The sequence below is a fragment of the Psychrobacter proteolyticus genome (genome assembly GCF_039762275.1).
In the GTDB taxonomy this organism is placed as follows: Bacteria; Pseudomonadota; Gammaproteobacteria; order Pseudomonadales; family Moraxellaceae; genus Psychrobacter; species Psychrobacter proteolyticus_C.
This window is the reverse complement of the sequence record NZ_JBDLOB010000008.1, coordinates 99,090-122,857: the sequence shown is the minus strand read 5'-3', so window position 1 is coordinate 122,857 and position 23,768 is coordinate 99,090. Positions and strand designations below refer to the sequence as shown.

Here is a 23,768-nt window from a genome sequence, read left to right as displayed (position 1 = left end):
TTAATATTTAATCAACCTTCATAAAATTACTTTATGTAGAAATAACTTTAGATATTCACTGTGCAGTATACTTGATGTTATTAGTCTTCAAGAATTGATTTATAGTAATCAACTAAAAGTCCAGAAGATAATTCGTCAGAAAAATTTTCCTTTGCTCTTTTCATTCCATATTCAGATGCTTGCTGTAATATTTCGGGATTTTCAATACCGTAAAACATTTTATCTGCTAAACTATCAATACTGCCAACTGGGAATAGATAACCACTTTTCCCGTCTACTATGGCATCGCTTAATCCATATATTCTAGAGCCAATGGTTGGTGTTCCACAAGCGGCAGCTTCAATAACAACGGTTCCAAAACCTTCTCGATAAGAAGGTAAGCACAGCATGTCAGCCATAGCCATAAAGTCTTGAGGCCTTGGTGTAGCTGAGTGATAAAAAACACTTTCCCCATAAAGCTTATGAGCTTCAATAAAGGGTATTATATTTTCCTCATCTGATCCTACAATCAGTAATGCAGTGTTAGGATATTTAGCCTGCACAAGCTCAAAGCTTTTTATTAAATCAAAAATACCTTTATCTTTATTCAGGCGTCCTATAAATAAGAAAACAAAACTTTTATCCATCAAACCAAGTTTTATTTTTAAATCATCAGTGTTTTTTGGAGAAAATTTTTCAAGGTCAACACCAGAAATTGAGCCCTCACCTAGAACTTTTATTTTATAGTCAACAGGGATAGATTCGCTGATCAAAAAGTCTACCTGACTTTTACTGTCTGCTAGTAGGTGAGTCGCTAGAGAGGCGATAGCAACATCTACTTTTTTCAAAGCTTGACGTTTAATACCAGACTGACTAGCCCAAACCTGACCCGTAAATATATGGAGACGAAACTTAGTACCTGTTATAAAACCTGCAATTTGTGTAATAAATCCAGCTTTGGGAGTGGTTGAATGTATCAAAACAAATTTTTCTTTTCTGAAGATAGCAATCATTTTTCTTAGCGTCTTTAGATCACTAAATATTGAAGGCTTTCTCTCCAAATTGATAGAAATTTGTTTTACGCCGTCAAATACTGGTGCTTCTTGATCAAAGTTTGCTATTAGAGTCACATCATACTTCTCTTGTAGCGCTTTTATATGATTTTGATAAAAAGCATCAAATGTGACTGGTACAGATACAATTAAAGCTATTTTCTTTTTCATTTTCCTTTCTCACTATTTATCAATGTTATCTCTCGTATAAGCATTGGTTCAAATACATCTAGGCTTTGGACCTGAACTCTTCTTTTATACAAAAAATCATCTAGATTTGTTAAAAAAAGCGCCCTAACAATAAGTTTTTTAGATTTTATTTTAGTCAAATACTTAACACGATCAAAAAACGAAATATCTTTACTTGAGACACTTTTTATAATATTTACTTGTGTGTTATAGGCCTTTAATAACTTTTCAATTGTAATATTCTGTTCTTCTCGATAGTAATAAAGTGGCTCTTCTATAAACCCTACTTTCAAATCATTTTTAAGAAAGGCATTCAACCATAACTCGTAATCTTCTGCTAGACTATTATTTTCATTGTAGCGATTTCTATTAAACCATGATTTTTTAGCTATTATTGATGCATGTATAATACCTGTTGTTCCTACAATGGCATCAGCTTTAGTAATAATTTTTTGAGAAGATGTACAACGATACCCCACCAAAGTTAAATCATTTTTTAAAGACAAGATTCCGGTACTTACCAAGTCAATAGTAGGATTTTTATATAAATAGTTAAACTGCGTTTCAATTCTGGTTGAACTAATAAGATCGTCAGCATCCATTCTAGCAATATAGCCATGCTGAGATTCATCTATAATCTGATTTAACCTGTAAGGTAGTTTTTTATTCAATCCATCAGATATAACTCTAATTCTGCTATCTTTTTTTTCAAATTCTCTGGCTATCTCTAATGAACCATCAGTTGAGCCATCATCAATCAAGATAAGTTCCCAATAATTATGAGTTTGAGCCAATATTGAGCATATAGCATCTTCTAAATACTTTTCAGCATTATAAAAAGGAATGCCAATAGATATATATTTTTCATTATTCATTAAAACACCATAAACATAGGATTAATAATATACGGACTCAGATTGCTAAACTTAGAGGTTGTTAAGATGAAATAAATAATAAAAGCAAATACACTTATACTAGAAATATAAATATTATTTATTTTTTTAAAAACTATAGGCAATATTAAAACAAGTGTCCAAGTAAAATAGTTAAGTAGTCTCTGCGGGCCTGACGGATTTGTACCCAACATCGCCAAAGGTATGATAAAAAATACACCTGATGTATAAAAAACTATTAATTTCTGAAAGTTTATATCTTTAATCTTATAAATATAGCCAATAAAAATAGTTCCTATCATAATTATTACGTAAAACCCTAACGTTAAATACCCACCTGCCTCTTCAGATACTTTTGTATAGCCTTCATACCTGTCATTGGTAGAGGCAATATAAGATACCAACAGCCTACTCAATAATAGCGATCCAAAAAATGTCATAATAATTTTATATATAGGCTTTATTTTTAAATTTACAATAAAATAAAATGGAACCACAAATAAAGCGGTAATATGGAATAACGATGCAATAGCACATATTAGCAGATATGGAATAAATCGCTTTTCTAGTAAATATGGAATGGATAATATAAATATAGCCATTGCCAAGCCCTGGCGCAACCCATTGAAAAAGAAAGTATACGTGCCTAATGTTATAAACAAAAAAACTGAAAACCAATAATTTACACTATACCTTTTAATGATTTTAAGATAACAATAGACAATTACCAAACTAGTAATTATCAGCAACCAAAAATAGTTTTTTGTTAAACTTAATATTATATATTCTAATGTTTGATATCCAAACTCAATATCTTCGCTGAATCTGAAATTTTTAATACTTAGTTGGTTATTAAAGTTTCTCGTGTAATTCCATGTATCTGTACCAACACGATAACTACGACCGCCTGCAAATAAAGTGAGTACAATTAAAGGCAACCAGAAAGACGTACGATTAAGAGATTTTTTCTCCAGTACTATCCAAAAAACGACAAGACTAAGAACTAGCAAATACGGAAGCATTTAAATCTCTGTGAATTATGTGAATATGAAATAGAGTAACAATCACATACTTAAATAGATTTCTGTTAATTTTTTAGCATTCGTTTCCGCGCTAAAACCATTTTTATTTAAAGAGTCTGTTATACTTTCCTCGTTTCGCATACGTGGTTTAGACAAAATCAAACGGTCAGCCCATTCGCTCGCAGACTCAATAGATAAAAAATCAACTAAATTCAATCCTAAGTCCACCTCAATGGAGACTCGATCAGAGACCAAGGCTGGTAGACCAACCGTTTGGCTTTCTACTAATACGACAGGAAATCCTTCATGTAAAGATGGCATTATCATATAGTCTGCACTGGCCATCAATTCGGTAATATGTGTACACATACCTAAAAACTTTACGCTATCAACTAATAATTTATCTTTCACTTGTTGCTTTAATATCTCATCCAGTGGACCTTGACCAATAATATACAAGGCAAAGTCTATCCTGCGTCTTTTCAACTCTTCTGCAATCTGTAAAGAGAATTGATGATTTTTGACATTACTCAACCGACCAACTTGGATAATTTTTATACCTTTACTGCCAAACTCTTGACTGAGATAATCTCTCGCTTGATTCGCATCTGCCATCATTTTCTTTATATCAACAGCATTTGGTAACAACCATACATTTCTTGTAGAACCAAATAAATAATTAGCTGCCTGCTCACCACATCCAATTCTATAAGTTGCTACTTTACGATTGGTTATTAGCGCCCACTGTTCATATATTTTTTGAATAGTCCTAGACTTACCATTACTTGTACTATGAGAGTGTGAGATACGGTGAGGTATACCAGCATGCTTAGCTGCAAGCAAGTGGAAAGCATTACTGAGTAATGTATGAGCATGTACAATTTTATACTCAGGATGATTTTGCAAAAACTGCTTAAGCTTTACCATGCGTTTAATTGGATTACTAGCTATGATAGGAATAATTTTACCGCCAAGGTTTGTAATCTCTGCATCATAGTCACCAACCTCGTTCGTAAAAGTTATAAAATCAAACTGAATCTGGCTATGATCTATATGTCGATACAGATTCATAAGCATTGTTTCTGCTCCAGCACGGTCCATTTTGCCTACAATGTGTAAAACTCTTTTTACATTTTTCATTTACTTTCCTACAAATACATACAATATTATATCCAATACGGTAAATTTTTAATTTTGTTTAGCTTTAAATACTGCTTTTACTTTTAGTGCTGCGCGGAGTATCTTTAAAGCAGTTAAATCAATACTATTAGGTAAATTTACTATAGTGGTAATAATATTATTACGTAAATTTGGGGTGCTTTCATATTTGTATAACTTCATTAGCTTTTCTGAATTTTTAGCTTCTGCTAATGCAGCGCTTAGATATTGAGCATCTATACGAGTAAGAATACTCCAGTGACTCTGTATAATTTTATTTGCGAGTATTTTTGTGACCTCATCTGCCTGATAATACTGCACTAGACTCATTACCTTTGAATGAATCACAAAGAGATCTAATAATTTTTCACCAGTTGATCCAGTGATAGATGTGCCACGCTGTCTATATAAATAAAAATAATTAGGCAACTCATATCTAACTTTAGTAGACAGTCCTAGATGCCAATGGAAAGGCCAGTCTTCATAGTACAAGCCCACGGGAAAATGTAATGATGCAGACTTTACAACACTAGATCGAATAAATTTAAGCCATGCAAAATGAGGCAAGTCAAAATATGCATGATTTTCTTGTCCAGATTCTATTACTAGGTTTTCAGCTAGATATGGTAGTTCTGTGTCTTCTAGTCCATCTTCAAATGGTGTAAACCCATAGGTTATTACCTCTGCATTTGTTTTGATTGCACATTCCACGCAAGCTGCGACCAGACGACTATCTACAATATCATCCGAATCGACAAACATCATATACTCGCCTATAGCAGACTCGATACCTGTATTACGCGCAGCAGAAAGACCACTGTTTTTCTCATGTTGGACAAGTTTTATTCTATCGTCTTTAAGATGTGGCTGAAGTACTTGTCTAGAGTTATCCGTCGAGCAGTCTTCAACTACAACAATTTCAATATTTTTATAGGTCTGATGTTTGATAGAATTTAAACAAGCATCAATATATAAATCGACATTGTATACTGGAACAATAATACTGACTAAAGGCTCTTTTATAGTAGTCATATTTTAGTCAGCGCCTCTTTTAGATCATTATATTTATTTATATCAACTAAAGAATCATTCATCATGCCGTGAGGCATGGCCAACAGTTCATCAATAAATTTTGGGATTTCGTTAATATCCTTTAATTCTAAAAAAACAAGTCTCGTATGATCACTCAACCAATCTATATGAGTTTGTCTGATTTTATGGTTAGAGTTTGGCAGTACCAAACATGGCGTACCTGATATTAAGCATAATATCATACCGTGTAGACGGTCAGTAATTACTAGCTTGGCTGCGCGGAATTGACTCAATTTATCAGCTAGTAACTTTTCACATTGCTTATCATCTAATCGCGAGCCACCAGCATGAGTATCGGTCTTCGTAATTTCATGACCTGTATCAGCTAAAGCCTTGTCAACTATAGCGTGCTGTGTAGTCGATAGAGCAACCTCTTTATCATTTCGTAGGCACTTTAGAATACCTGAGGCTTCTAAACTATCTGTAGCACCAAGCGACTCTGCCGACGCACTCATTACAATATCTGGCACTAAACCAATATTGACATTATTATATTTATTAAAGAGCTCGATGAGCTTGTTATGTGTAATAGATTCTCTTGCAAAAATGTGTATATCTGGATGCCTAGCATATTTCTTTACGATAGTTTTTAACGCACGCTTAGATTTAGCTGAACCATCCCAATCCAGCGTCTGTGGAAAACAGACAATACGATTATAAGGAAAAAACTTAATAACTAACTGTCGTAACTCTTCGATATCAGGATAAATGCCACCCATATTACCACCACCAATGATGGTAACGATATCGTCATTTTTTATTTGCTTCTTGATCGAACTGAGTACAAATCTTGTCTGACTAATAGGTATACTAATGACCTCATATCCAGTGAGCACGTTTTCAAGATACTGTTTTTGAGCGCGAGAAATGGCGATATCGCCAATATTGCCATAGTCTGCAGCAAGGAAAATGAAGCAACGCTTACAACTTGGTAGAGAGAGATCTCGCGAACCAATGTAGGCAGATACATGTTTTTTTACTACAAGTGGAACTAGCTGCTTGATAACGGTAATACTCATTCAAAATATCCTTAGCTATTTTTTGCTAATATTTTTTTAACTAGCCTACGACGTTTAGAACCTATGGGCAAAATTGTACTAAATTTAGGAGACGATTTACGCTTGAGCACCTGCTCTACTTTAGGCAACCACTCTACTCCTTGCCCTGTTTCTATCATTTCACTACGAATTAGTTTCCACTCGCTACGAGCAGCTTCGCTGCGCAATACTACAGAGTTGAAATCTGATTGCTTTAAAGAGGAAGTGAAACAGGCTGGGTCAGTCACACCTGAAATTAGAAAGTTCAAACGCGTTCTAACGCATTTCTCGCAATAACCACAATTACGTTCATGGTTGCCACCAGCCCAGCAAACACGTAAATTCTTTATCCCTAACGGCCATTCTGAAATAGCTTTAATTTTTTCTGATCGATTAAAACCAGCACCATCATGTATAACTTTAAAAGTGCTAGAACTTAATAATGGATCAGTTATTGGGTGTGAGCCCCAAGGCGTAACTAATTCATCATACGACTCGCCACTACCTAGTAAACCAACACCTACATATTTATTAAAACCACATAAAGTAGAAGCTAATGCTGTACCACAGTAGAGTTCCCAATTCATATTCCAAACTTCTCGAATATTCGTTTTAACTGTAAATAAAGTCAAGTCGATACTTTCAAGTACTTCGGCAGCCATTTTAGCCGCTCCTAAAAACCCTTGTGTATCAGCTAAAGGTATATCGAAACCATGGACAAACACTCCTGCTCTGATATCTTGAGTAGAATATCCAGCGATGCCTTTAGTATGACGATAAGCAGCAAATTGAGCATCTGCACCTCCAGAAAAAGCTACAATAGCTCCTTTCTGTCGCTCTTCGCTATCACGAATACTATCAACTTTTATATCAACTAAAAAAAACTCTTCTGGACACCACTTGTGCCAGACATATTGCAGCTCTGTCAGATTGGATAATAATTCCTGAGATACGCTTCCGTGTACGATAATGTCAGCTTTCATCTGCATTGCTGGCAGCAATATGGCCAATAAGTAGGAGTCGCAATCGCTATTATCTGGCATTGGTAATTCGTTTGGATACAAGAACCATAATTCTTTCTTTGCAGTATCTCCACTTACATTAATCTCTTTGATCAAACAAGAGCGACGCTGTCCATCTACCGTTGTCTCTAATACTAGAGGAAATAACTCAAAAGAAGCTTGCATAATAATTCCCTACAACATGGTTTTTACTAAATCAAAAAAATTTAATAGAATAAATAATGAACTGAGTTAGCAGATTAAATACTTTCGTTATCGTAAATGAGCTTCCAATCTTTACTGTTTTTAAAAAGGTGTCTAAAAGCAACATATACAATGGATAAGCTCAGTAAAAATCCAACAATTGAAAATAATGCGATTGCTATAACATCGGACTCAAAAAACTTGAAACCTACATAAAGAGCAGTGGCACGTAATATTACTGAGAAAACTTCTCTAATAAGTAAAAATCTTTGTAAGCCTAATGCAGGTAAGGTAGCGACACTTGCACCAGTTACTAAGTTTGATAGAAGCCAAATAGAGAGCCACTGTGAATAGTTGCCTGCTACCACCCATTCTTGTCCAAATATTATAGAAAAAAGATATTCTCCAAAAATCATCATAGTGCCAAAAGGAATCAATCCTACTGCAAAAAGAATAGCAGAAACTTTGAATAAGAGCTTATAAGCACTAGGCGACTTTGCCGTAATTGCACGAGTAATCTTTGGATAGAAAACTTCACCAACAGAGCTTCCCAACAACATAACTGGAGCGCCAAGAACAAGGACAGCCACTGAATATTGTCCAGCCGAAGATGCACTAAATAAAGACGTTAATAATATAGTTGGTAAACCTAATGAAGCTGCATTAAGCACACTCTGTGGCATGCGATATATAGCAAAGTCACGTTGCTCTATGGCTGCATTACGAACACCATCTGTACCAAACCAGTTACTTATCTTTAAAACACCTGTTCTAGGTACTCTTAGCATCTGCATCAAAAAATTTGTAAACTGCCCTATTATCGTAAGTAAGATAAGCAATAGCTCTGAAGGAGCAATTATCCCTCCAATAAGTTTGCTAGTATCTGTAAACAGCTTGCTTTCTACATAGGCTCGAGCTTTAGCTTTAAAAAGACTTGCTCGAATAGCGGATTGATTTGTAACAGATAGAAATGCGCCTATCACTAACGTTAATGGTATTAGATATAGCATCTGAGGTGCTTTCTCCATACCTGTCCATACTGCCAACCAAGGTTTTCCTACGTGAACTAAGATTAGTGAAAGAGGTGCAATGATCAGGCCACATAATATGGATAATCTTGCTACTGCTGCTGCATCCCTATCACTCTCAGGCATGACGATAGCATTTGCATAACCCATAGTAGAGATTGGGGTAATGATATTAACGATTGCTGCAAACGCAGCGGCAATGCCAAAGGATTCAGGGCCATATAAACGTGTGAGAAACGGCATAAAGGCCAAAGCTATAGCTTGTCCAGCAGCGATACCACCACCTACCATAGCTACATTACGCACAAAATTACTGGTTTTAAGTCTCTTAGTTATACTCTGTAACGATGAAAATACTTTATAGGGCATTTATTACTATCCAAATTGATACTTCATAGAACTATGAGGACTTCATAAATCTCATTAGTAAATTATTTTTTATACTCAGTATTATTTTTTCAAAGTACTCACAAACCAAGGCATTACTATTTATTTTATTGCCGATTTAAATTTTTAACGGTATTGTTGGTAGGTTTATGATTGCTATTGGGTGACTCTGTCACAGGCGTTCCTTCCTGATAGCCTTCGACATAGACTTTAAACTGTTGTTTGAGCCATACCACATCATGTTCTTTTGCTTTATCAATGAGTTGATATAAAGTATTCTCAATATCTACCAATGGAAAACAATGCTCCATCGCCTGCATGATAAGCGGATGAGAGGTTTTTTGCACATTGTCTTCACCAATGATCAGCTCTTCATACAGTTTTTCACCTGGTCTAAGCCCTGTGAATACGACCTCTATATCTCCATCTGGATTGCTACTATCTTTAGGCTCATAGCCACTTAGGCGTATCATTCGATGGGCTAGATCCACTATTTTTACTGGTGCACCCATATTTAGGACAAACACTTCACCACCCGTTGCCATTGCTCCAGCCTGAATCACCAAGTTTGCCGCTTCTGGTATTGTCATAAAGTAGCGTGTGACGTCTGGATGAGTCACGGTAATAGCATTACCTTGCTCTATTTGTTTGGTAAATAGCGGTACAACCGAGCCAGATGAACCAAGCACGTTACCAAAGCGCACCATACTTATACACGTCTTACGACCCGTTATTTGGGCAGTTTTCTGCTCAGTATTCTGTCCTATCGATTGGCTCAGACCTTGACATACCAGCTCTGCTAAGCGTTTAGATGCACCCATCACGTTGGTTGGTCTTACCGCTTTGTCAGTAGAAATCAGTACAAAGGTCTCAACCTGCGCTTCGATAGCTGCCCGAGCGCAGTGATAAGTGCCTTTAGTATTATTGATAACACCCTCAAATGGATTGTGCTCAACGATAGGTACATGCTTATACGCCGCAGCATGATAAACCGTTTGGATACTATGATCCTTGAGTACTCGTATCAAGTTGGCTTCATTGGTTACGTTACCGATAATAGCAATGACCTTGATACCTGCATAACGCTCTTTGCTCGCCACTTTGGCAATCAGCTCTTGATGAATGCTATATAAGGCAAATTCTGATAACTCGTATAGTACTAGGCAGCTTGGTTTGTTTTTGATGATTTGGCGACACAGCTCACTACCGATAGAACCACCAGCACCAGTTACCAATACACATTTGCCAGTTATATTCTGCTGTAATAAGTGCTGGTTTGGCTCAACTGTCTGTCGGTTTAGTACATCAAGAATATCTACCGGACGCATGGTACTAACCGTCACCTTTTCATCAGCAATCTCATGCAAGCTTGGTAGCTGCTTGATTTTCACTGGCACATTGGCCAGTTTGTTAATAATCATGCGATGCTTCGTGAAACCAGCAGACGGTAGTGCCAAAAATACCTGCGCCACATCTAAGTTTTCTACTACGTCGATCAGCTCATTGGCGTGGTATATTCTTTTACCACCAAAATAAGCGCCACTAAGCTGGGCGTTATCGTCAACAAAACCTACGATGCAATACTTATGCGAATGCTGTAGTGCCTCAAATAACTCTTTACCAGCAGAACCTGCACCATAGATAATGACATTCTCATAAGTACCATAGCGCTTGTCACGACTGCGGAGCTTACCCTGCCAGCTTGCCAAAAGCTCTTTGATAGTAAGCCGGCTACTCCACAACCAAATAAACAGTAAGAATAGATAAATAATAGGCGTTGAGCGTGGTATTGCTGGCAACCAATCAGAGAAGATAATGAGCTGATAGGCCAAAATAATGAACACAAACAACTGCAATACATGGCGCATCACCGTATCAAAGAAGACTCGTGATACCCCCTTATAAAAACCTATTGCGTACAAGCCTACAACAGGAATCATTGCGTATAAGAGTAGCGCTATAGGGCTAATATGATTGGCGATATAACCGTATCGTAATGCCACTGCTAGAAATAAACACAGCATAGAGATTAGTAAATCAGCACTGATCAATATACTACGCTTGATACCGCGTGGCAGAGACAATAGCCATTGCGCATGACTACGCAACCAACGATTTCTAGCCTTAATATATTTCTTACTAGAAAAAGGATGAGTGCTATCATTCAAGTCTGATTGTATCGACATAATTTCCAACTATTTAACTATGAACATAATCAAAGATAAGCTTTGATTGAATGTTTACCATTCATTGATACCTACCTATAGATTACCTACTAGATGCTACTAGCTACTTAGTGTCGCCATACGCGTAATTGTAATGATAACTATATTTGTCCATCAGACCTCTTTGTACATCATTGAGAATAATGCCATCTACCTGCATATTGGCTTTATGCATCTGTTTGACAGCATATGTGACCTGCCCTTCTATCGATTTATCATAACGCGCCACCATCAGCACTTTGTCTGCACTCTGCGCCAATATAACTGCATCTGAGGCTGCAAGTACTGGTGGTGAATCGATAACGATATAATCATAGTGAGTTTTTAGCGTTGTCATCAGTTGAGTGAACTTGTCACTCATTAGTAGTGAGGCTGGATTGTGAGGGTGACGGCCACGCGGTATAAAATCGATGTCATCCACACCTGTTGGGTGAATGAAGTTTTTGATATTTAATTCGCTAGCAGACTGCGCTATTGAGGCAGTATCAACTTTTCCTAGGCGACCACGGCCTTCGACCAGATAGTCAGCCAACCCATTATCTTGGCTTAAATTGAACATCTTATGTAGCTCGCCCAGACGCATATCTCCATCTATCACCAGTACTTTTTTATTTAGCTGCGCAAAAACCTCTGATAAATTGGCACTGATAAACGACTTACCAACACCTGGACTTTCACCAGTAATCAAGATGACCTTGCCTGCCGGGCGAGTAGACTCACTATTACTACCACCCATTACCTCAAATACAGTTGAATTTTTCGGTTGATTTGGCATCGAAAATATCAGACTGGTTCTAAGGCTTTTGATAGCTTCATAGCTCAAACTGCTGTGATCTACGTGTGCCAACAAACGCATAGTTCCTTGCTTACTTTTACCAATTCTCGATAGCAAAGGAGAGCGCGGTATTGTGGCAATCACTGGCACACCTGTCTTCGTCTCTATACGTTCAGGGTCTTTGACCACATTGCGTAATAGATTTTTTAGCAGTACAAGCATTGTTCCCAACATAGCGCCTAATAATAAAGCCAACACGATGATTTGTAACTTTTTGGGCGCGATGGCTTTATAGGTACTAATAGGCAAATCAATAATACGTGCAAAACCAATCTGACCTGCTTTTACGATTTTAAGCTGTTCATAGTTTTTGAGGAGTGTAAGATAAATCTCTCTGTTGATGGCTGTATCTTCAGATAGCTTCAAGAAATCTCGTTGGATTTCAGGTAGGCCAGCAATTGTATTATCAATCTCTCGTTTTCGACGATTGAGCACTGCCAATTGCTCGTTGATTTGTACTACCAATGGATGCTCACTGGTATAGTACGTGGTCAGGTCTGCTTTTTTTAGCTTCAGCTCATTAAGCTGCGTATCGATTTGCGAGTTTTCTGTCAATAACAGCTCCGCTTCTTTCGCCACATCGATAGTGCCATATTCTTTACGGAACTCATTAAAAGTTGCCTCAGAGCTCTCTAAAGTAGCTTTGAGCGCTGGAATCTGAGTCTCCATAAAGTTAATCGTTCTGGTGGTCTCCTCTGAGCCCCGCGACTGATTCTGATCAATATAAGAAAGCACTATTTGATTAAGGACATTGGTGACTTGCTCTTGACTATCACCCGTCATAGACAACTGAATAATTCCTGTTTGCTGCCCTTGCTCAACGACTGATAGTGCACTATTGATACTATCTGTCGTCGCTTTTAGCGATTGCTTATGGATAGTAACTGGATAACCATCGTCAGGCAGCTCATTGACCGTAATATGAACCTGACCATTGCTACCACGAAATTTATGCGCTTGACCGAGCTGACCTTTAAAGTCATCCAAACCATCTGTTAATACAAAGCCCGTTTTGGTCTTAGTCAAAGTAAATTCATGATTTAAATAAGCGCGTGATACATTGAACTGACTGACCTGGGCACGACCTTTACCACTCTCTAAAAAAACCCCTTCTGAAGTATTGACTTGAGTATCAATACGGTCGGTTTTGATTTTGTCAAATGCACCAATATTGGGGTTAGCAAGTTTAATCCGTAGGTGTAATAGCGTCACAACTGGCTCTAAAATCATACGCGATCTAATAAGCTCAGTTTCTGTTTGCGCTTTACTTGCTTCAGAGCCCACCAATTCAGATATGCTCTCACCTAAGGCAGCAATACCTTGACTGTTTTCTTCAATCTGTATCAGTGCATCAGATTTAAAGGTAGGGTTGACATAACGGCTATACAAAACCCCGATAACTAGTCCCAGTAATGCAAAAAACAGAACGAGCTTCCAGCCGCGTAACAGCACCAAAAGCAGCGCCATGAGATCAATCTCGTCATCGTCTTTTTCAATCTTTGCTTTGGAAGTGTTCTGTGAGTCTATAGTCATAACGGTTTATTCATCATGTTAAGTTATTAGTGGTCTACTATCTAAAAGTTCGTTGTCAAACAATTAGTCGTAAACGCTTAGCTAATCTGTCCAGTCCATAAGTCAAGACTAGAAACAATACCTTGTTGAGCAGTCTCAAATGCTGCTTTTTCTTGCTTATAAGGGTCTGCAATATCTTCATCAATCCAGTGGCCAATCCTAAAAGTTTTACCTCGGCAATGCGGCCAGCGCTCGGTTATCCACTTCGTTTGATTTGCCGACATTGTCAAAATCAAATCTGCACGCATGACTAATGTTTCATCAATTTGTTTGGCGACGTGTCCAGACATATCTATACCTAGCTCCGACATGACAGTTATGGCAATGGGATCAGCTCCATTACCAACCACAGCAGACACTCCAGCAGAATCAATAGTTTTCTGTGGATATTGTTGCTTTAGTATTGCTTCGGCAATGGGGCTACGGCAAATATTGCCTACACAAACCACCAAAATATTGTCAAAGGCCATAACCTTAAATTCCTATATTGACCTTTACAGTGTGGAGATGGTTCGGATAGCAGAAGTTGAAGGTAATAGCGAACTGATAACACGATTCCAGCGTGTCAGACCTGTAGGATCGACATAAAGGATGTCATTTGGCTGCATCTCGAAACGATTAGCAATGGCTAGATTGGTAATCGTCTGCATATCAACATAGTAGATATTGGTACGTTGATAATTTGGGTTATCACGTACGATGTATACTTTTGCTGCATTGGCTGTAGCCGAGTTCAAACCTCTAGAGCTACCCAAAACTTGTGCTAAGTTAAGGCCTTCTTCTAATATAGGTACAGGTTCGATCTGACCGAATTCCCCCAATACATAGACTCTATTGCGGCTCTGACTATTAACATGAATAGAGTCGCCATCCTGAATATAAATTTGATTGCCTGATGAACCTATTTGACGAAGCATCTGTAAGCCAATCGTGTAATTACGACCATTGCGATTTAAAACAATACTATTTGAATCTCCAGCTTCTGTGGCCCCACCTGCTCTTGAAATTGCGCTATATAGCGATACAGGCGCATCATCAATAGTGAACTCACCTGGCTGCTTGACCTCACCATCAATGAAAAACTTATTGCCACGATAGTTAATAATTTTGACTTGTGGGTCTGAATATTTTAGATAGCGCTGCAGCTTGCCCTGTAGAGAGGCGGTAAACTGAGGGACACTCAAACCAGCCGCCTTTACTCTACCAACCAAAGGAAACTGTACAAACCCTTGTTGATCTACTGGATAACCTGACGCATAAGGGTTATTACCACTTTGGGCTACGGTAGGCGTCATGTCTGGGTAGCCAACCAAATTAATACTAAGTATGTCACCCTGAGAAATACGATATTCGGCCTTCTTGGAGCTAGCAATAAGATGATAAATATCGTTGTTAGGTTGAGTTACTTGTGGTGGTGGCAAAGTCGTCAGGTTAAGCGGTTGAATATTGAATTTGAGACCATTTTCAGCGGTAAAGTCTCCTACCGGCGGCAGTTCTCCAGCTTGTAAACCAGAATTTATAGTCGTTGTAGCGCATCCAGTAGACCACAAAGTAGTAAGCAATAAAGCCGATACACTCAACAACTTAAAAGATTGCCGCATAATAAAAACCTTTTAGGAAATCACAATAATGAACAGTAACTAGCAAAATCTTCTGCTTTACAAAAAGATAGGTTTAACTTCTATAGAATTACACAAAAAATGTTTATGTGTTATAGAAACATTTTATCATAATTTTACCTATCCTATACATTATTTACAATTTGTTTAATCATATTAACATTTTAATCAATAACTTACATTATTAGTTATACTAACTCCATAATTAACATTATCTAATCAGTATTTTTACATCTCGACTTTTTTGTAGAAATATATAATTATTTATTTATACTTTGACTAGCAAGAACAAGAGTTAGTAGTTCAATTTTTTTCTTACAATCAGTTGCCACTCGAGCAAGTGAGCGTGAATACTGGAGTGATCATATGCCAAAGCTGGGAGCAGATATTGCGCGCAGTGCTGATGACGTTATTCATCGTACTGGCGTATTTGTGATTCCAAAGGCCGGCCATTCGGTAGCACTTGAGCAACCAGAAATCATTAATAGATATATTATAGATTTCATTTCATCGCATTCGTAATGATATAAAATGTGCTTTACCGTAAAAGTAAAAGGGCTCTTCAGATATATAATCTGAAGAGCCCTTTTTTGTAGTGTGCCAAATTACTAATTATCTTACGAAATAGCTCTCCACACTACTCAGCATCATCCAACAGTTTATTAAGCTCATCTACCATGGCATCGTCTATGATGCTGTTTTCTACATAGCTGACCATTTCATCTATCGTTGTCAGGTCCATTGCACGAATACCTAACTCAGCCAGTTGCTTATTGATAGACTCTAAGCTGTCATTATCTTCAGCGTCATCTAATAAATCCTCTTCAAATCTACCTCTAACAAACCAGTACATTTTTTCTAGTACAGTTTCCTTTTTAGTCAGAGTAGAATAACCATCGCCATAAATGAATAGGTTGAAATGATAAGGTATTTCTACATCATTGATGAAAAATGTACGTTGGCACTCTAATGTATAGGCTTGAATCTCTTCACTCTCAGCTCTTTCATCACTTTTGTTATCTTCATCATACTCAATCGCCTCTTCTATCAACTCACCTAATATCTGATAGTTGCCGACTTTAGTTTTGTGATTATAAATGATAGCAGAGTCTGCAATTGCATCGAAAATAATGGCACTGACATCTAAGGTATGGTTGTCGATATCATAGAATGCTTTTAACGCTGGCAAAAACTCGGTCAGCTCTTCTTCAGGCACTTGAATGAGAAACTGCTGCTCGTATATTTTAATCATATCTTCAGGAGCATAGGTATTAGCAGTATTGGTCTCATTTCTACCTGTTGGTTGCAAAGGTAAAAAATTATACGGGTTATGTTTGGTCATTCAGAACTGCCTTTTTGCTTAAGTTAGATTTATTAAATGTCTGTGTTGCTCAATCTCTAAGAGCCTTTGAACGCGCTACTATTTTTCAGTACCGTAAGACTTTAGGATTTATGGGCGTATTGTCTCTTATTCAGGCAATTTTAGATAGACAGTTATAAATATACAAGTTCAATCACTCTGATTTAGACAGGCAGTCAGAATAATACAGACTAAAGAGACGATACTAGCCAGTAGCAGCTTGGTATTGCCTTCAAGTGCTAATCCAATTTTCACTTTTCTCTAAGACTACTTACATACTAGTTGTTAATTCATTTGTTGCCATCCTGATATTGCATGATGTTCATCTTGATGTGCAAATAAAGGGTGAGCTTTAGCTTCCTGCAAACTTAACACAGGGGTCACACAGACATCCGTTGCTGCAAATACACGTTGCCAATGCTCAAGCGTTTGACTGGCGAATTTTTCCGCGATTGTGTTGGTCGCGGCTTCACTCTCAGGTCTATTGGGCATGATACCAAGTTGCCAATGTATTTCTTTAAGCAACGGTAGCTCCAATACCTGACATAGCCCTTGCCAAAACTTAAGCTCCAAGGAACCAACTGCCATATAGCGCTGGTTAGCGGTTTGGTACAATCGATAGCATGGCAATGCACCGCCCAAAAAGTCATGCTGCGGCAGTAGAGCATCGTTTAAGCCATTTCCTGAAAGGCTATTAATCAGTTTGCCTGTGACCTTTGGCATGACCATATGATTGTACAAACTGTGCGTCATACTAATAGCAATGTGTCGTCCCCTGCCCGTACGTTGCGCGGCAAATACGGCAGCCAACAGGGCTATCACGGCTGTGTCACTACCACCTGCCAAATCCGCAAACTGGATATTAGGCATAGCCTGCTCACCCTGCGCTGTTTTTAGCTGATCTAGTACACCGCTCATAGCCATAAAATTGATATCATGACCGGCTTTGTTGGCCCAGTCATGATTCACTTGAGAGCTATTTTTTGACTCAGCACTTTCTAAGTAGAGACCTTCTTTTGCATAATTGCCTGCTACGCCATAACCAGTAATAGATACCATTACTAGCTTTGGGTTGATGGTATGCAAGGTCTTAGCATCTAGTCCCATTTCTGCCAAAATACCTGGGCGAAAGCTATCTAGCATCACATCAGCTTCTTTAAGATGTGCTTTTATAGCTTCAATCGCTTTAGCGTCATGAAAGTCATATTTTTCGGTCGTCTTACCGTGGTTTAGAGCTGCGAATAATTCACCAAATACCCGAGCAGGATCACCTTTTTGGGGTTCGATTTTAAGGACGTCCGCGCCCAAATCCGCAAGCAAACGCGTGGCAAAGGGCCCAGGTAGATTACGAGTCAGATCGACCACTCGTAACCCTTGTAGACAGTCTCCCATTTGATCATGATTTGATACATGCATGTCAGTCATCGGAGAACGCCTCGCCTTTGGCTGCCATATCTAACAAGATTTGAGCTGGCTCAAAATGTTCGCCATATTTCGCAGCCAGCTCACGACTCCGCTCAACAAACGCACTCACGCCCATTGCATTGATAAACTGTAGTGTACCACCGTGCTGCGGTGCAAACCCCCAACCAAAGATAGCGCCTATATTGGTATCGGCCACTGAGCGCAAGACATTTTCCTGATAGCATTTAGCAGATTCATTGGCTTGAATAAACATCAGGCGATCCACCAAATCTTGCTGCGATGGTTGCTCTGATTTCGGCGGATATAAATTTATCAGCTCAGGCCATAGATGCTTATCACCCTCTGTTGGATAGTCATAGAATCCTTTGCCATTTTTCTTACCTTCGCGCCCATGCTCATTGACCAATGTTTTTAGTATTTCATAAGAAGGACGCACTACGATTGGCTTACCTTCGGCTGCCATATCCGCTTGCTGCTGTTCGCTGACATGCAATGCTAGGCTTAACGACACTTCATCTTGCAATGCTAAGGGCGGCATTGGCATACCTGTTTTCATACCGGCAACTTCGATGCTACGCGGATGCACACCCTCTCCTAGCATCGCAATGCCCTCTGACACATAGGTACCAAATACCCGCGAGGTATAAAATCCGTGACTGTCATTGACGACGATAGGCGTTTTACCTATTTGCACAACATAGTCGAAAGCTTTGGCCAATGTCGCATCGTCGGTTTGCTCGCCCATGATAATCTCAACCAGCGGCATCTTGTCTACTGGCGAGAAAAAGTGCAGACCGATGAACTGGTTTGGGCGCGTACTGGCTTTTGCCAATCCAGTAATAGGTAGCGTTGAGGTATTAGACGCATAGACGGCCGTGCTTGGAATCACTGCCTCACTCTGCTGGGTACATTTGGCTTTGATTTCTCGGTTTTCAAACACTGCTTCGATAATAAGATCGCAATCTGCCAAATCATCGTAAGAAACTGTTGGCGTGATACGTTCTAGGAGGGCTTGCTTTTTCTCTTCGGTAGCGCGCTTTCGGCTGATGGCTTTATCCAAAATATTGACAGAATACGCTTTGCCTTTTTCAGCATTGGCAATATCCGTGTCCAATAAAACAACGTCTATCCCTGATTTGGCAGTGACATAAGCGATGCCTGCGCCCATCATGCCAGCGCCCAAAATACCGACTTTTTTGGTGGGTGTGCGTTCAAAGCCTTGAGGACGAGACTGACCTTTTTTGATGCTATTCAGCTGAGTCCATAAGGTGTTGATCATGTTTCTAGATTCAGTGGACAGTACGCAAGCGGCAAAATAACGCGACTCAATTTCAAGTCCTGTATCAATGTCTACGAGGCATCCTTCAAACACACAAGACATAATATGAGTGATCGCTGGATAATTACCATGAGACTTTTGATTAGCCATGGCTGGGGCGATAGAAAATATAGGTACTACCTTTGGATGCTTACTATCGCCGCCAGGAATTTTAAAGCCTTTCTTATCCCATGGCTGCTGCGCACTTGGATTATTTTGAATCCAGTCTTTTGCTTGCTTCAGCATATCTGCTTGATCAGTAGCTGTTGCATCAATAAGTCCGATGTCTTTTGCAGCAGCAGCGCGAAGTTCTTTGCCTTGCGTCATCAGCTCTAGTGCTGCTTGAATACCGACCAATCGCGGCAAACGCTGAGTACCACCGCCGCCAGGTAGCAAGCCCAATTTCACTTCAGGCAAACCAAGCTTGGCCTTAGGCGTGTCAATGGCAATACGATAGTGACATGCAAGTGCTAACTCTAAACCACCGCCTAATGCGGTTCCTGTCATAGCAGCGACCACAGGTTTGCCTGAGGTCTCAAGCTTACGCAAACTACCTTTTAATTCTTCAGTCAGTGCAAATGCTTGCTCGGCTGTTTTTATCTGGTTCAATTGATCGATATCTGCGCCAACCACGAAGGTTTCTTTAGCCGATGTGAGAATCAAGCCTGTGGCGGCGTCATCATTGATGAAACTATCGACTATCGTGGCAAACGACTCCGTAAAGCCATCACCGATGACATTCATTTTACGTTTGCTTTGGTCAATCGTGACGGTGACGATACCATCCTCATCACGCTGAGCTGAGAAGTTTTCTAATTCATTAATGGCTGTTACGCTATCTGCTATCTGGTTATTTGTCATCATTTTTATCCCTTAAATGATTCTTTGTATATTGCGTTTTAGTCTAATTGGTTTTCAGTCTATTTTAGAAAAAAATTAAACACGCTCGATAATAGTGGCAATTCCCATACCACCGCCTACACATAGCGTAATCATCGCGGTCTGTAAATCGCGTCGTTCTAGCTCATCAAGGACAGTCGTCATTAGCATCGCGCCAGTTGCTCCAAGCGGATGACCCATGGATATCGCACCACCGTTGACGTTGACGATATCAAGCGAGATGCCAAAATCATCGGCGGTATTCATCGGCACAGCAGCGAAGGCTTCATTAATTTCCCACAGGTCTATATCAGAAGCTTGCATACCCGCTTTATCGAGTGCTTTTTGGCAAGCTGGTGTTGGACCTGTCAGCATAATGGCAGGTTCTGAGCCAATGACTGAGGCCATCGTGATTTTGGCGCGTGGTTTTAACCCTGCTTTTTGACCAGCTACCGCGCTACCGACCAAACAGATGGCCGCACCATCGACGATACCAGATGAGTTGCCTGCATGATGCACATGATTTACCGTTTCAATCGTGGTGTATCTGTCCAAGATAACGCTATCAAAGCCCATTTTTCCCGGCATGATAAAGGAAGGTTTTAGCCCAGCTAAGGTCTCGACATTGGTATTAGGTCGGATAGTTTCATCTTTATCCAATAGCATCATGCCATTGATATCGGTGACAGGGACAACAGACTTATCGTAATAACCCTTCTCCCAAGCCTGTGCCGCGCGGCGATGCGACTCAGTGGCAAAGGCATCGACATCACTACGACTAAAGCCCTTCAGCGTTGCAATGGTATCTGCACCTACTCCTTGTGGCACAAAATGCGTGGCTTCATTGACACGTGGATCCATATACCAAGCACCGCCATCTGAGCCCATCGGTACGCGGCTCATAGACTCAACGCCGCCTGCCACCACCATGTCTTCCATACCTGACATGACTTTGGCCGCAGCTAAATTGATAGATTCTAAACCAGAGGCACAAAAACGAGATAAGGTAAGACCTGCTACACTTTGCGCCCAGCCAGCATCGATAGCAGCAATGCGGGCGATATTAGAGCCTTGCTCACCCACTGGTGTCACGCAGCCAAGTACCACATCATCGACCAAACTGGTATCCAAGTTGTGACGCTGCTCCATCTCTTTTAATAAGGTGCGTGTCAGCCAAATCGGTGATGCCTGATACAAGGAGCCGTCCTTTTTTCCTTTGCCCCGTGGCGTGCGGATAGCATCATAAATATATGCAGTCTCAGTCATAAAAAATCCTTTTTTTATTTTTTAAATAAACAATAATTATCGTAGTCTTATAATATAAGCGTCTACATAAAGCGTGAAGCCAGTTCCTTCATAATCTCATTGGTGCCGCCATAGATTTTTTGCACGCGCGCATCGGCATATAAACGTGCGATAGGATACTCTGTCATATAGCCATAGCCACCAAACAGCTGCACGCATTCGTCGATGACTTCGCACTGTTTTTCAGTGACCCAATATTTGATTAATGAGGCATGCGGTACAGAGAGTTTGCCATCTAACATCGCATCTACTGCCGCATCACACATGGTGCTAGCAGCGAGATAATCGGCATAGCATTCTGCCATCTTAAAGCGCGTATTTTGAAACTTCCAAATAGGTTTACCAAAGGCTTCACGGCCTTTTACATAATCTAGGGTTAGATTGATAGCAAGTTTCATCGAGCCAACCCCTGATAGCGCAATGATTAAGCGCTCACGCGGCAACTCCTGCATCATTTGGATAAAGCCCATACCTTCTACCGTACCCAATAGATTTTTTTGTGGTACACGGACATTGCTAAAAAACAACTCCGAGGTATCCTGCGACGTCAGACCAATCTTGTCGAGATTGCGTCCACGCTCAAACCCTTCTACTTTGTCCGTTTCTACGATGATAAGTGAGACGCCTTGTGCGCCTTTTTCACGGTCTGTTTTGCATGCTAATAAAATTAGATTGGCATGCTGACCATTGGTGATAAAAGTCTTAGAACCATTGATAATGTAGTCATCACCGTCTTTTACTGCATAGGTTTTGATGTTCTGCAGGTCGGAGCCAGTGCCAGGCTCGGTCATGGCGATAGCGCCGATATATTCACCCGTTGCCATTTTTGGTAGCCACGCTTGTTTCTGTTCCTCAGTACCGTGGTCTAAAATATAAGGCGCGACAATGCCTGAGTGCACCATACCACCAAATCCCGATTGATTGGCCTCAGTCTGTGCGTAGATAAGTGCCGCTTCGTGACCAAAATCACCGCCGCCGCCACCATACTCGCTTGGTATCGCCGCACACAAAAACCCCATCTCGCCTGCCTCTTCCCACGCATCGCGATCGATCATGCCATTTTTGCGCCACTGCTCATCTTTAGGTTCCCAAGATTGAAACATTTTCAAGGCGCTGTCATGCACCATCTGATGCTCTTCGGTCATCCAGTTTGGGGTGAATTTTTCGATACTCATGATGTCTATCCTTGACAATATTGAATGAATAACAGCTATATCCAAGCCATTTTCTAAATTATGGTAATTTCTATTACCGTTGTAAATATATTATAAATTCTTTGTATTTATTAATATACAAGTCTTATACTAGGCTACGAAAAACCACTTCGCAATCAATTAAATAAAAATGGTAATTTATATTACTTGTTGATTTAATCATGTTAAATTATCGAGCAAATCATTTCACTAGTAGGACGTATCAAATAGCCAATATTTTAAGAAGCGATAAATATGAAAACCTTTAGTCAGTCAGATAGCCTCACGCAAACTCGATCTCTAGCGCCCCTATCCGATATGCGGCCCGCAACTTTGGATAAAATTGAGCAAGCCGTTCGTAAAGTCTTTGCAGGATTTGATGCTAATGAGGTGACGATGGCGCAGATTGCAAAGTCTGCAAACGTCTCTTTGCAAACGCTCTATAAGTATTTTGGAGACAAGCAGACGCTGTTTTATACCATTATGGATATCGTGCTTGGCAGATTAGCCGCTCGAATTATGGATCATCTGCAAGGGATTGATAGCGTACAAGATCGTCTACGTAAGACGCTGTGGGTCTGCTTTGATTTTGTCGACTCGCATCCAGATGCGGTGATGGTGCTATCTTCTGTCTCAGCCTCGCGGATACGTAATATCGCAATCTATGAAAACAAAGAGCTAATTGGCGCGTTTTTAGCGGTATTAGAAGATGGACAAAATCGTGGGGTGCTCAATGACACTGTCCCACTGCACATACTCTTCGATGTGTTTATGGGCTTTATCAGCCGACTTGGTTTAATGCATACCATTCGCCAAACAGAAACACCGTTAAATGCAGAGTTTGATGCGCTATTTGTGATTTTATGGCGTGCCATCTCTAAGCCTGAAGCTTAAAATGAATTTTATAAAACTGATATTTAGCAGTGTTTGACTCTTACAAGAAAACATAACGTAAAAAACCAAAAAGCCCCACGATAAAGTGAGGCTTTTTGATA

The 23,768-nt window shown here is 39.6% G+C and carries 19 protein-coding genes; 2 read left to right on the top strand and 17 right to left on the bottom strand.

Annotated features, from left to right (window positions below):
- Positions 1-80 precede the first annotated feature (80 nt).
- The 12 genes from ABFV72_RS11730 to ABFV72_RS11675 form a co-directional block, all read right to left on the bottom strand.
- Entirely contained in the window at positions 81-1,202 is a 1,122-nt protein-coding gene (locus tag ABFV72_RS11730) for a glycosyltransferase (RefSeq protein ID WP_347163859.1), read from the bottom strand.
- Complete coding sequence (locus tag ABFV72_RS11725) at positions 1,199-2,095, bottom strand: glycosyltransferase family 2 protein (protein ID WP_347163858.1); 897 nt, start codon at positions 2,093-2,095, stop codon at positions 1,199-1,201. The genes ABFV72_RS11730 and ABFV72_RS11725 overlap by 4 nt, the downstream gene beginning before the upstream one ends.
- Positions 2,095-3,135 (bottom strand): EpsG family protein, encoded by a 1,041-nt coding sequence (locus tag ABFV72_RS11720; protein WP_347163856.1) that lies wholly within the window; start codon positions 3,133-3,135, stop codon positions 2,095-2,097. The genes ABFV72_RS11725 and ABFV72_RS11720 overlap by 1 nt, the downstream gene beginning before the upstream one ends.
- A gap of 42 nt (positions 3,136-3,177) precedes the next feature.
- A complete protein-coding gene (locus tag ABFV72_RS11715; protein ID WP_347163854.1) occupies positions 3,178-4,275 on the bottom strand; it encodes a glycosyltransferase in 1,098 nt (365 codons plus the stop codon).
- A gap of 48 nt (positions 4,276-4,323) precedes the next feature.
- Complete coding sequence (locus ABFV72_RS11710) at positions 4,324-5,325, bottom strand: glycosyltransferase family 2 protein (protein ID WP_347163853.1); 1,002 nt, start codon at positions 5,323-5,325, stop codon at positions 4,324-4,326.
- The gene (locus tag ABFV72_RS11705) at positions 5,322-6,404 is read right to left on the bottom strand and encodes a polysaccharide pyruvyl transferase family protein (RefSeq protein ID WP_347163851.1); all 1,083 of its coding nucleotides are present in this window, start codon (positions 6,402-6,404) and stop codon (positions 5,322-5,324) included. Before ABFV72_RS11705 ends, ABFV72_RS11710 begins: the two co-directional genes overlap by 4 nt.
- Before the next feature lie 11 nt (positions 6,405-6,415).
- Positions 6,416-7,609, bottom strand: coding sequence for a hypothetical protein (locus tag ABFV72_RS11700; RefSeq protein ID WP_347163849.1), 1,194 nt, complete (start codon positions 7,607-7,609; stop codon positions 6,416-6,418).
- Positions 7,610-7,683: 74 nt separating this feature from the next.
- A complete protein-coding gene (locus ABFV72_RS11695) occupies positions 7,684-9,024 on the bottom strand; it encodes a lipopolysaccharide biosynthesis protein (RefSeq protein WP_347163847.1) in 1,341 nt (446 codons plus the stop codon).
- A 125-nt stretch (positions 9,025-9,149) separates the two neighbouring features.
- The gene (locus tag ABFV72_RS11690; protein WP_347163846.1) at positions 9,150-11,228 is read right to left on the bottom strand and encodes a polysaccharide biosynthesis protein; all 2,079 of its coding nucleotides are present in this window, start codon (positions 11,226-11,228) and stop codon (positions 9,150-9,152) included.
- Between the two features lie 103 nt (positions 11,229-11,331).
- A complete protein-coding gene (locus ABFV72_RS11685) occupies positions 11,332-13,635 on the bottom strand; it encodes a polysaccharide biosynthesis tyrosine autokinase (RefSeq protein WP_347163844.1) in 2,304 nt (767 codons plus the stop codon).
- Between the two features lie 77 nt (positions 13,636-13,712).
- Positions 13,713-14,144 carry a low molecular weight protein-tyrosine-phosphatase gene (locus tag ABFV72_RS11680; RefSeq protein WP_347163843.1) on the bottom strand — a complete coding sequence of 144 codons (432 nt, stop codon included), beginning with the start codon at positions 14,142-14,144 and terminating at the stop codon, positions 13,713-13,715.
- A 24-nt stretch (positions 14,145-14,168) separates the two neighbouring features.
- Positions 14,169-15,275: a polysaccharide biosynthesis/export family protein gene (locus tag ABFV72_RS11675; RefSeq protein ID WP_347163842.1), complete on the bottom strand. Its 1,107-nt coding sequence runs from the start codon at positions 15,273-15,275 to the stop codon at positions 14,169-14,171.
- 384 nt (positions 15,276-15,659) lie between these two features.
- On the opposite strand from ABFV72_RS11675, the gene ABFV72_RS11670 reads away from it, so the two are divergent.
- The gene (locus tag ABFV72_RS11670; protein WP_347163840.1) at positions 15,660-15,815 is read left to right on the top strand and encodes an alpha/beta fold hydrolase; all 156 of its coding nucleotides are present in this window, start codon (positions 15,660-15,662) and stop codon (positions 15,813-15,815) included.
- Between the two features lie 115 nt (positions 15,816-15,930).
- Here ABFV72_RS11670 and ABFV72_RS11665 read toward each other — a convergent pair whose 3' ends face one another.
- The 5 genes from ABFV72_RS11665 to ABFV72_RS11645 all read right to left on the bottom strand — a co-directional run bounded on the left by ABFV72_RS11665 (position 15,931) and on the right by ABFV72_RS11645 (position 22,755).
- Positions 15,931-16,635: a hypothetical protein gene (locus ABFV72_RS11665; protein ID WP_347163839.1), complete on the bottom strand. Its 705-nt coding sequence runs from the start codon at positions 16,633-16,635 to the stop codon at positions 15,931-15,933.
- A gap of 303 nt (positions 16,636-16,938) precedes the next feature.
- Entirely contained in the window at positions 16,939-18,078 is a 1,140-nt protein-coding gene (locus tag ABFV72_RS11660) for a CaiB/BaiF CoA transferase family protein (protein WP_347163837.1), read from the bottom strand.
- Positions 18,071-20,260, bottom strand: a complete 2,190-nt coding sequence (locus ABFV72_RS11655) for a 3-hydroxyacyl-CoA dehydrogenase NAD-binding domain-containing protein (RefSeq protein ID WP_347163836.1) — start codon at positions 20,258-20,260, stop codon at positions 18,071-18,073. The genes ABFV72_RS11660 and ABFV72_RS11655 overlap by 8 nt, the downstream gene beginning before the upstream one ends.
- Before the next feature lie 72 nt (positions 20,261-20,332).
- Entirely contained in the window at positions 20,333-21,541 is a 1,209-nt protein-coding gene (locus ABFV72_RS11650) for an acetyl-CoA C-acetyltransferase (protein WP_347163835.1), read from the bottom strand.
- 62 nt (positions 21,542-21,603) lie between these two features.
- Positions 21,604-22,755, bottom strand: coding sequence for an acyl-CoA dehydrogenase family protein (locus tag ABFV72_RS11645; RefSeq protein WP_347163833.1), 1,152 nt, complete (start codon positions 22,753-22,755; stop codon positions 21,604-21,606).
- A gap of 273 nt (positions 22,756-23,028) precedes the next feature.
- On the opposite strand from ABFV72_RS11645, the gene ABFV72_RS11640 reads away from it, so the two are divergent.
- Entirely contained in the window at positions 23,029-23,667 is a 639-nt protein-coding gene (locus ABFV72_RS11640; RefSeq protein ID WP_179799292.1) for a TetR/AcrR family transcriptional regulator, read from the top strand.
- The last annotated feature ends 101 nt before the right edge of the window (positions 23,668-23,768 follow it).

Coding starts and splice junctions, on each gene's coding strand:
- ABFV72_RS11685 (WP_347163844.1), bottom strand. CDS start 13,635: ATGACTATAGACTCACAGAACACTTCCAAAGCAAAGATTGAAAAAGAC.
- ABFV72_RS11660 (WP_347163837.1), bottom strand. CDS start 18,078: ATGACTGACATGCATGTATCAAATCATGATCAAATGGGAGACTGTCTA.
- ABFV72_RS11645 (WP_347163833.1), bottom strand. CDS start 22,755: ATGAGTATCGAAAAATTCACCCCAAACTGGATGACCGAAGAGCATCAG.
- ABFV72_RS11650 (WP_347163835.1), bottom strand. CDS start 21,541: ATGACTGAGACTGCATATATTTATGATGCTATCCGCACGCCACGGGGC.
- ABFV72_RS11720 (WP_347163856.1), bottom strand. CDS start 3,135: ATGCTTCCGTATTTGCTAGTTCTTAGTCTTGTCGTTTTTTGGATAGTA.
- ABFV72_RS11730 (WP_347163859.1), bottom strand. CDS start 1,202: ATGAAAAAGAAAATAGCTTTAATTGTATCTGTACCAGTCACATTTGAT.
- ABFV72_RS11705 (WP_347163851.1), bottom strand. CDS start 6,404: ATGAGTATTACCGTTATCAAGCAGCTAGTTCCACTTGTAGTAAAAAAA.
- ABFV72_RS11665 (WP_347163839.1), bottom strand. CDS start 16,635: ATGACCAAACATAACCCGTATAATTTTTTACCTTTGCAACCAACAGGT.
- ABFV72_RS11675 (WP_347163842.1), bottom strand. CDS start 15,275: ATGCGGCAATCTTTTAAGTTGTTGAGTGTATCGGCTTTATTGCTTACT.
- ABFV72_RS11710 (WP_347163853.1), bottom strand. CDS start 5,325: ATGACTACTATAAAAGAGCCTTTAGTCAGTATTATTGTTCCAGTATAC.
- ABFV72_RS11715 (WP_347163854.1), bottom strand. CDS start 4,275: ATGAAAAATGTAAAAAGAGTTTTACACATTGTAGGCAAAATGGACCGT.
- ABFV72_RS11690 (WP_347163846.1), bottom strand. CDS start 11,228: ATGTCGATACAATCAGACTTGAATGATAGCACTCATCCTTTTTCTAGT.
- ABFV72_RS11700 (WP_347163849.1), bottom strand. CDS start 7,609: ATGCAAGCTTCTTTTGAGTTATTTCCTCTAGTATTAGAGACAACGGTA.
- ABFV72_RS11655 (WP_347163836.1), bottom strand. CDS start 20,260: ATGATGACAAATAACCAGATAGCAGATAGCGTAACAGCCATTAATGAA.
- ABFV72_RS11725 (WP_347163858.1), bottom strand. CDS start 2,095: ATGAATAATGAAAAATATATATCTATTGGCATTCCTTTTTATAATGCT.
- ABFV72_RS11695 (WP_347163847.1), bottom strand. CDS start 9,024: ATGCCCTATAAAGTATTTTCATCGTTACAGAGTATAACTAAGAGACTT.
- ABFV72_RS11640 (WP_179799292.1), top strand. CDS start 23,029: ATGAAAACCTTTAGTCAGTCAGATAGCCTCACGCAAACTCGATCTCTA.
- ABFV72_RS11670 (WP_347163840.1), top strand. CDS start 15,660: ATGCCAAAGCTGGGAGCAGATATTGCGCGCAGTGCTGATGACGTTATT.
- ABFV72_RS11680 (WP_347163843.1), bottom strand. CDS start 14,144: ATGGCCTTTGACAATATTTTGGTGGTTTGTGTAGGCAATATTTGCCGT.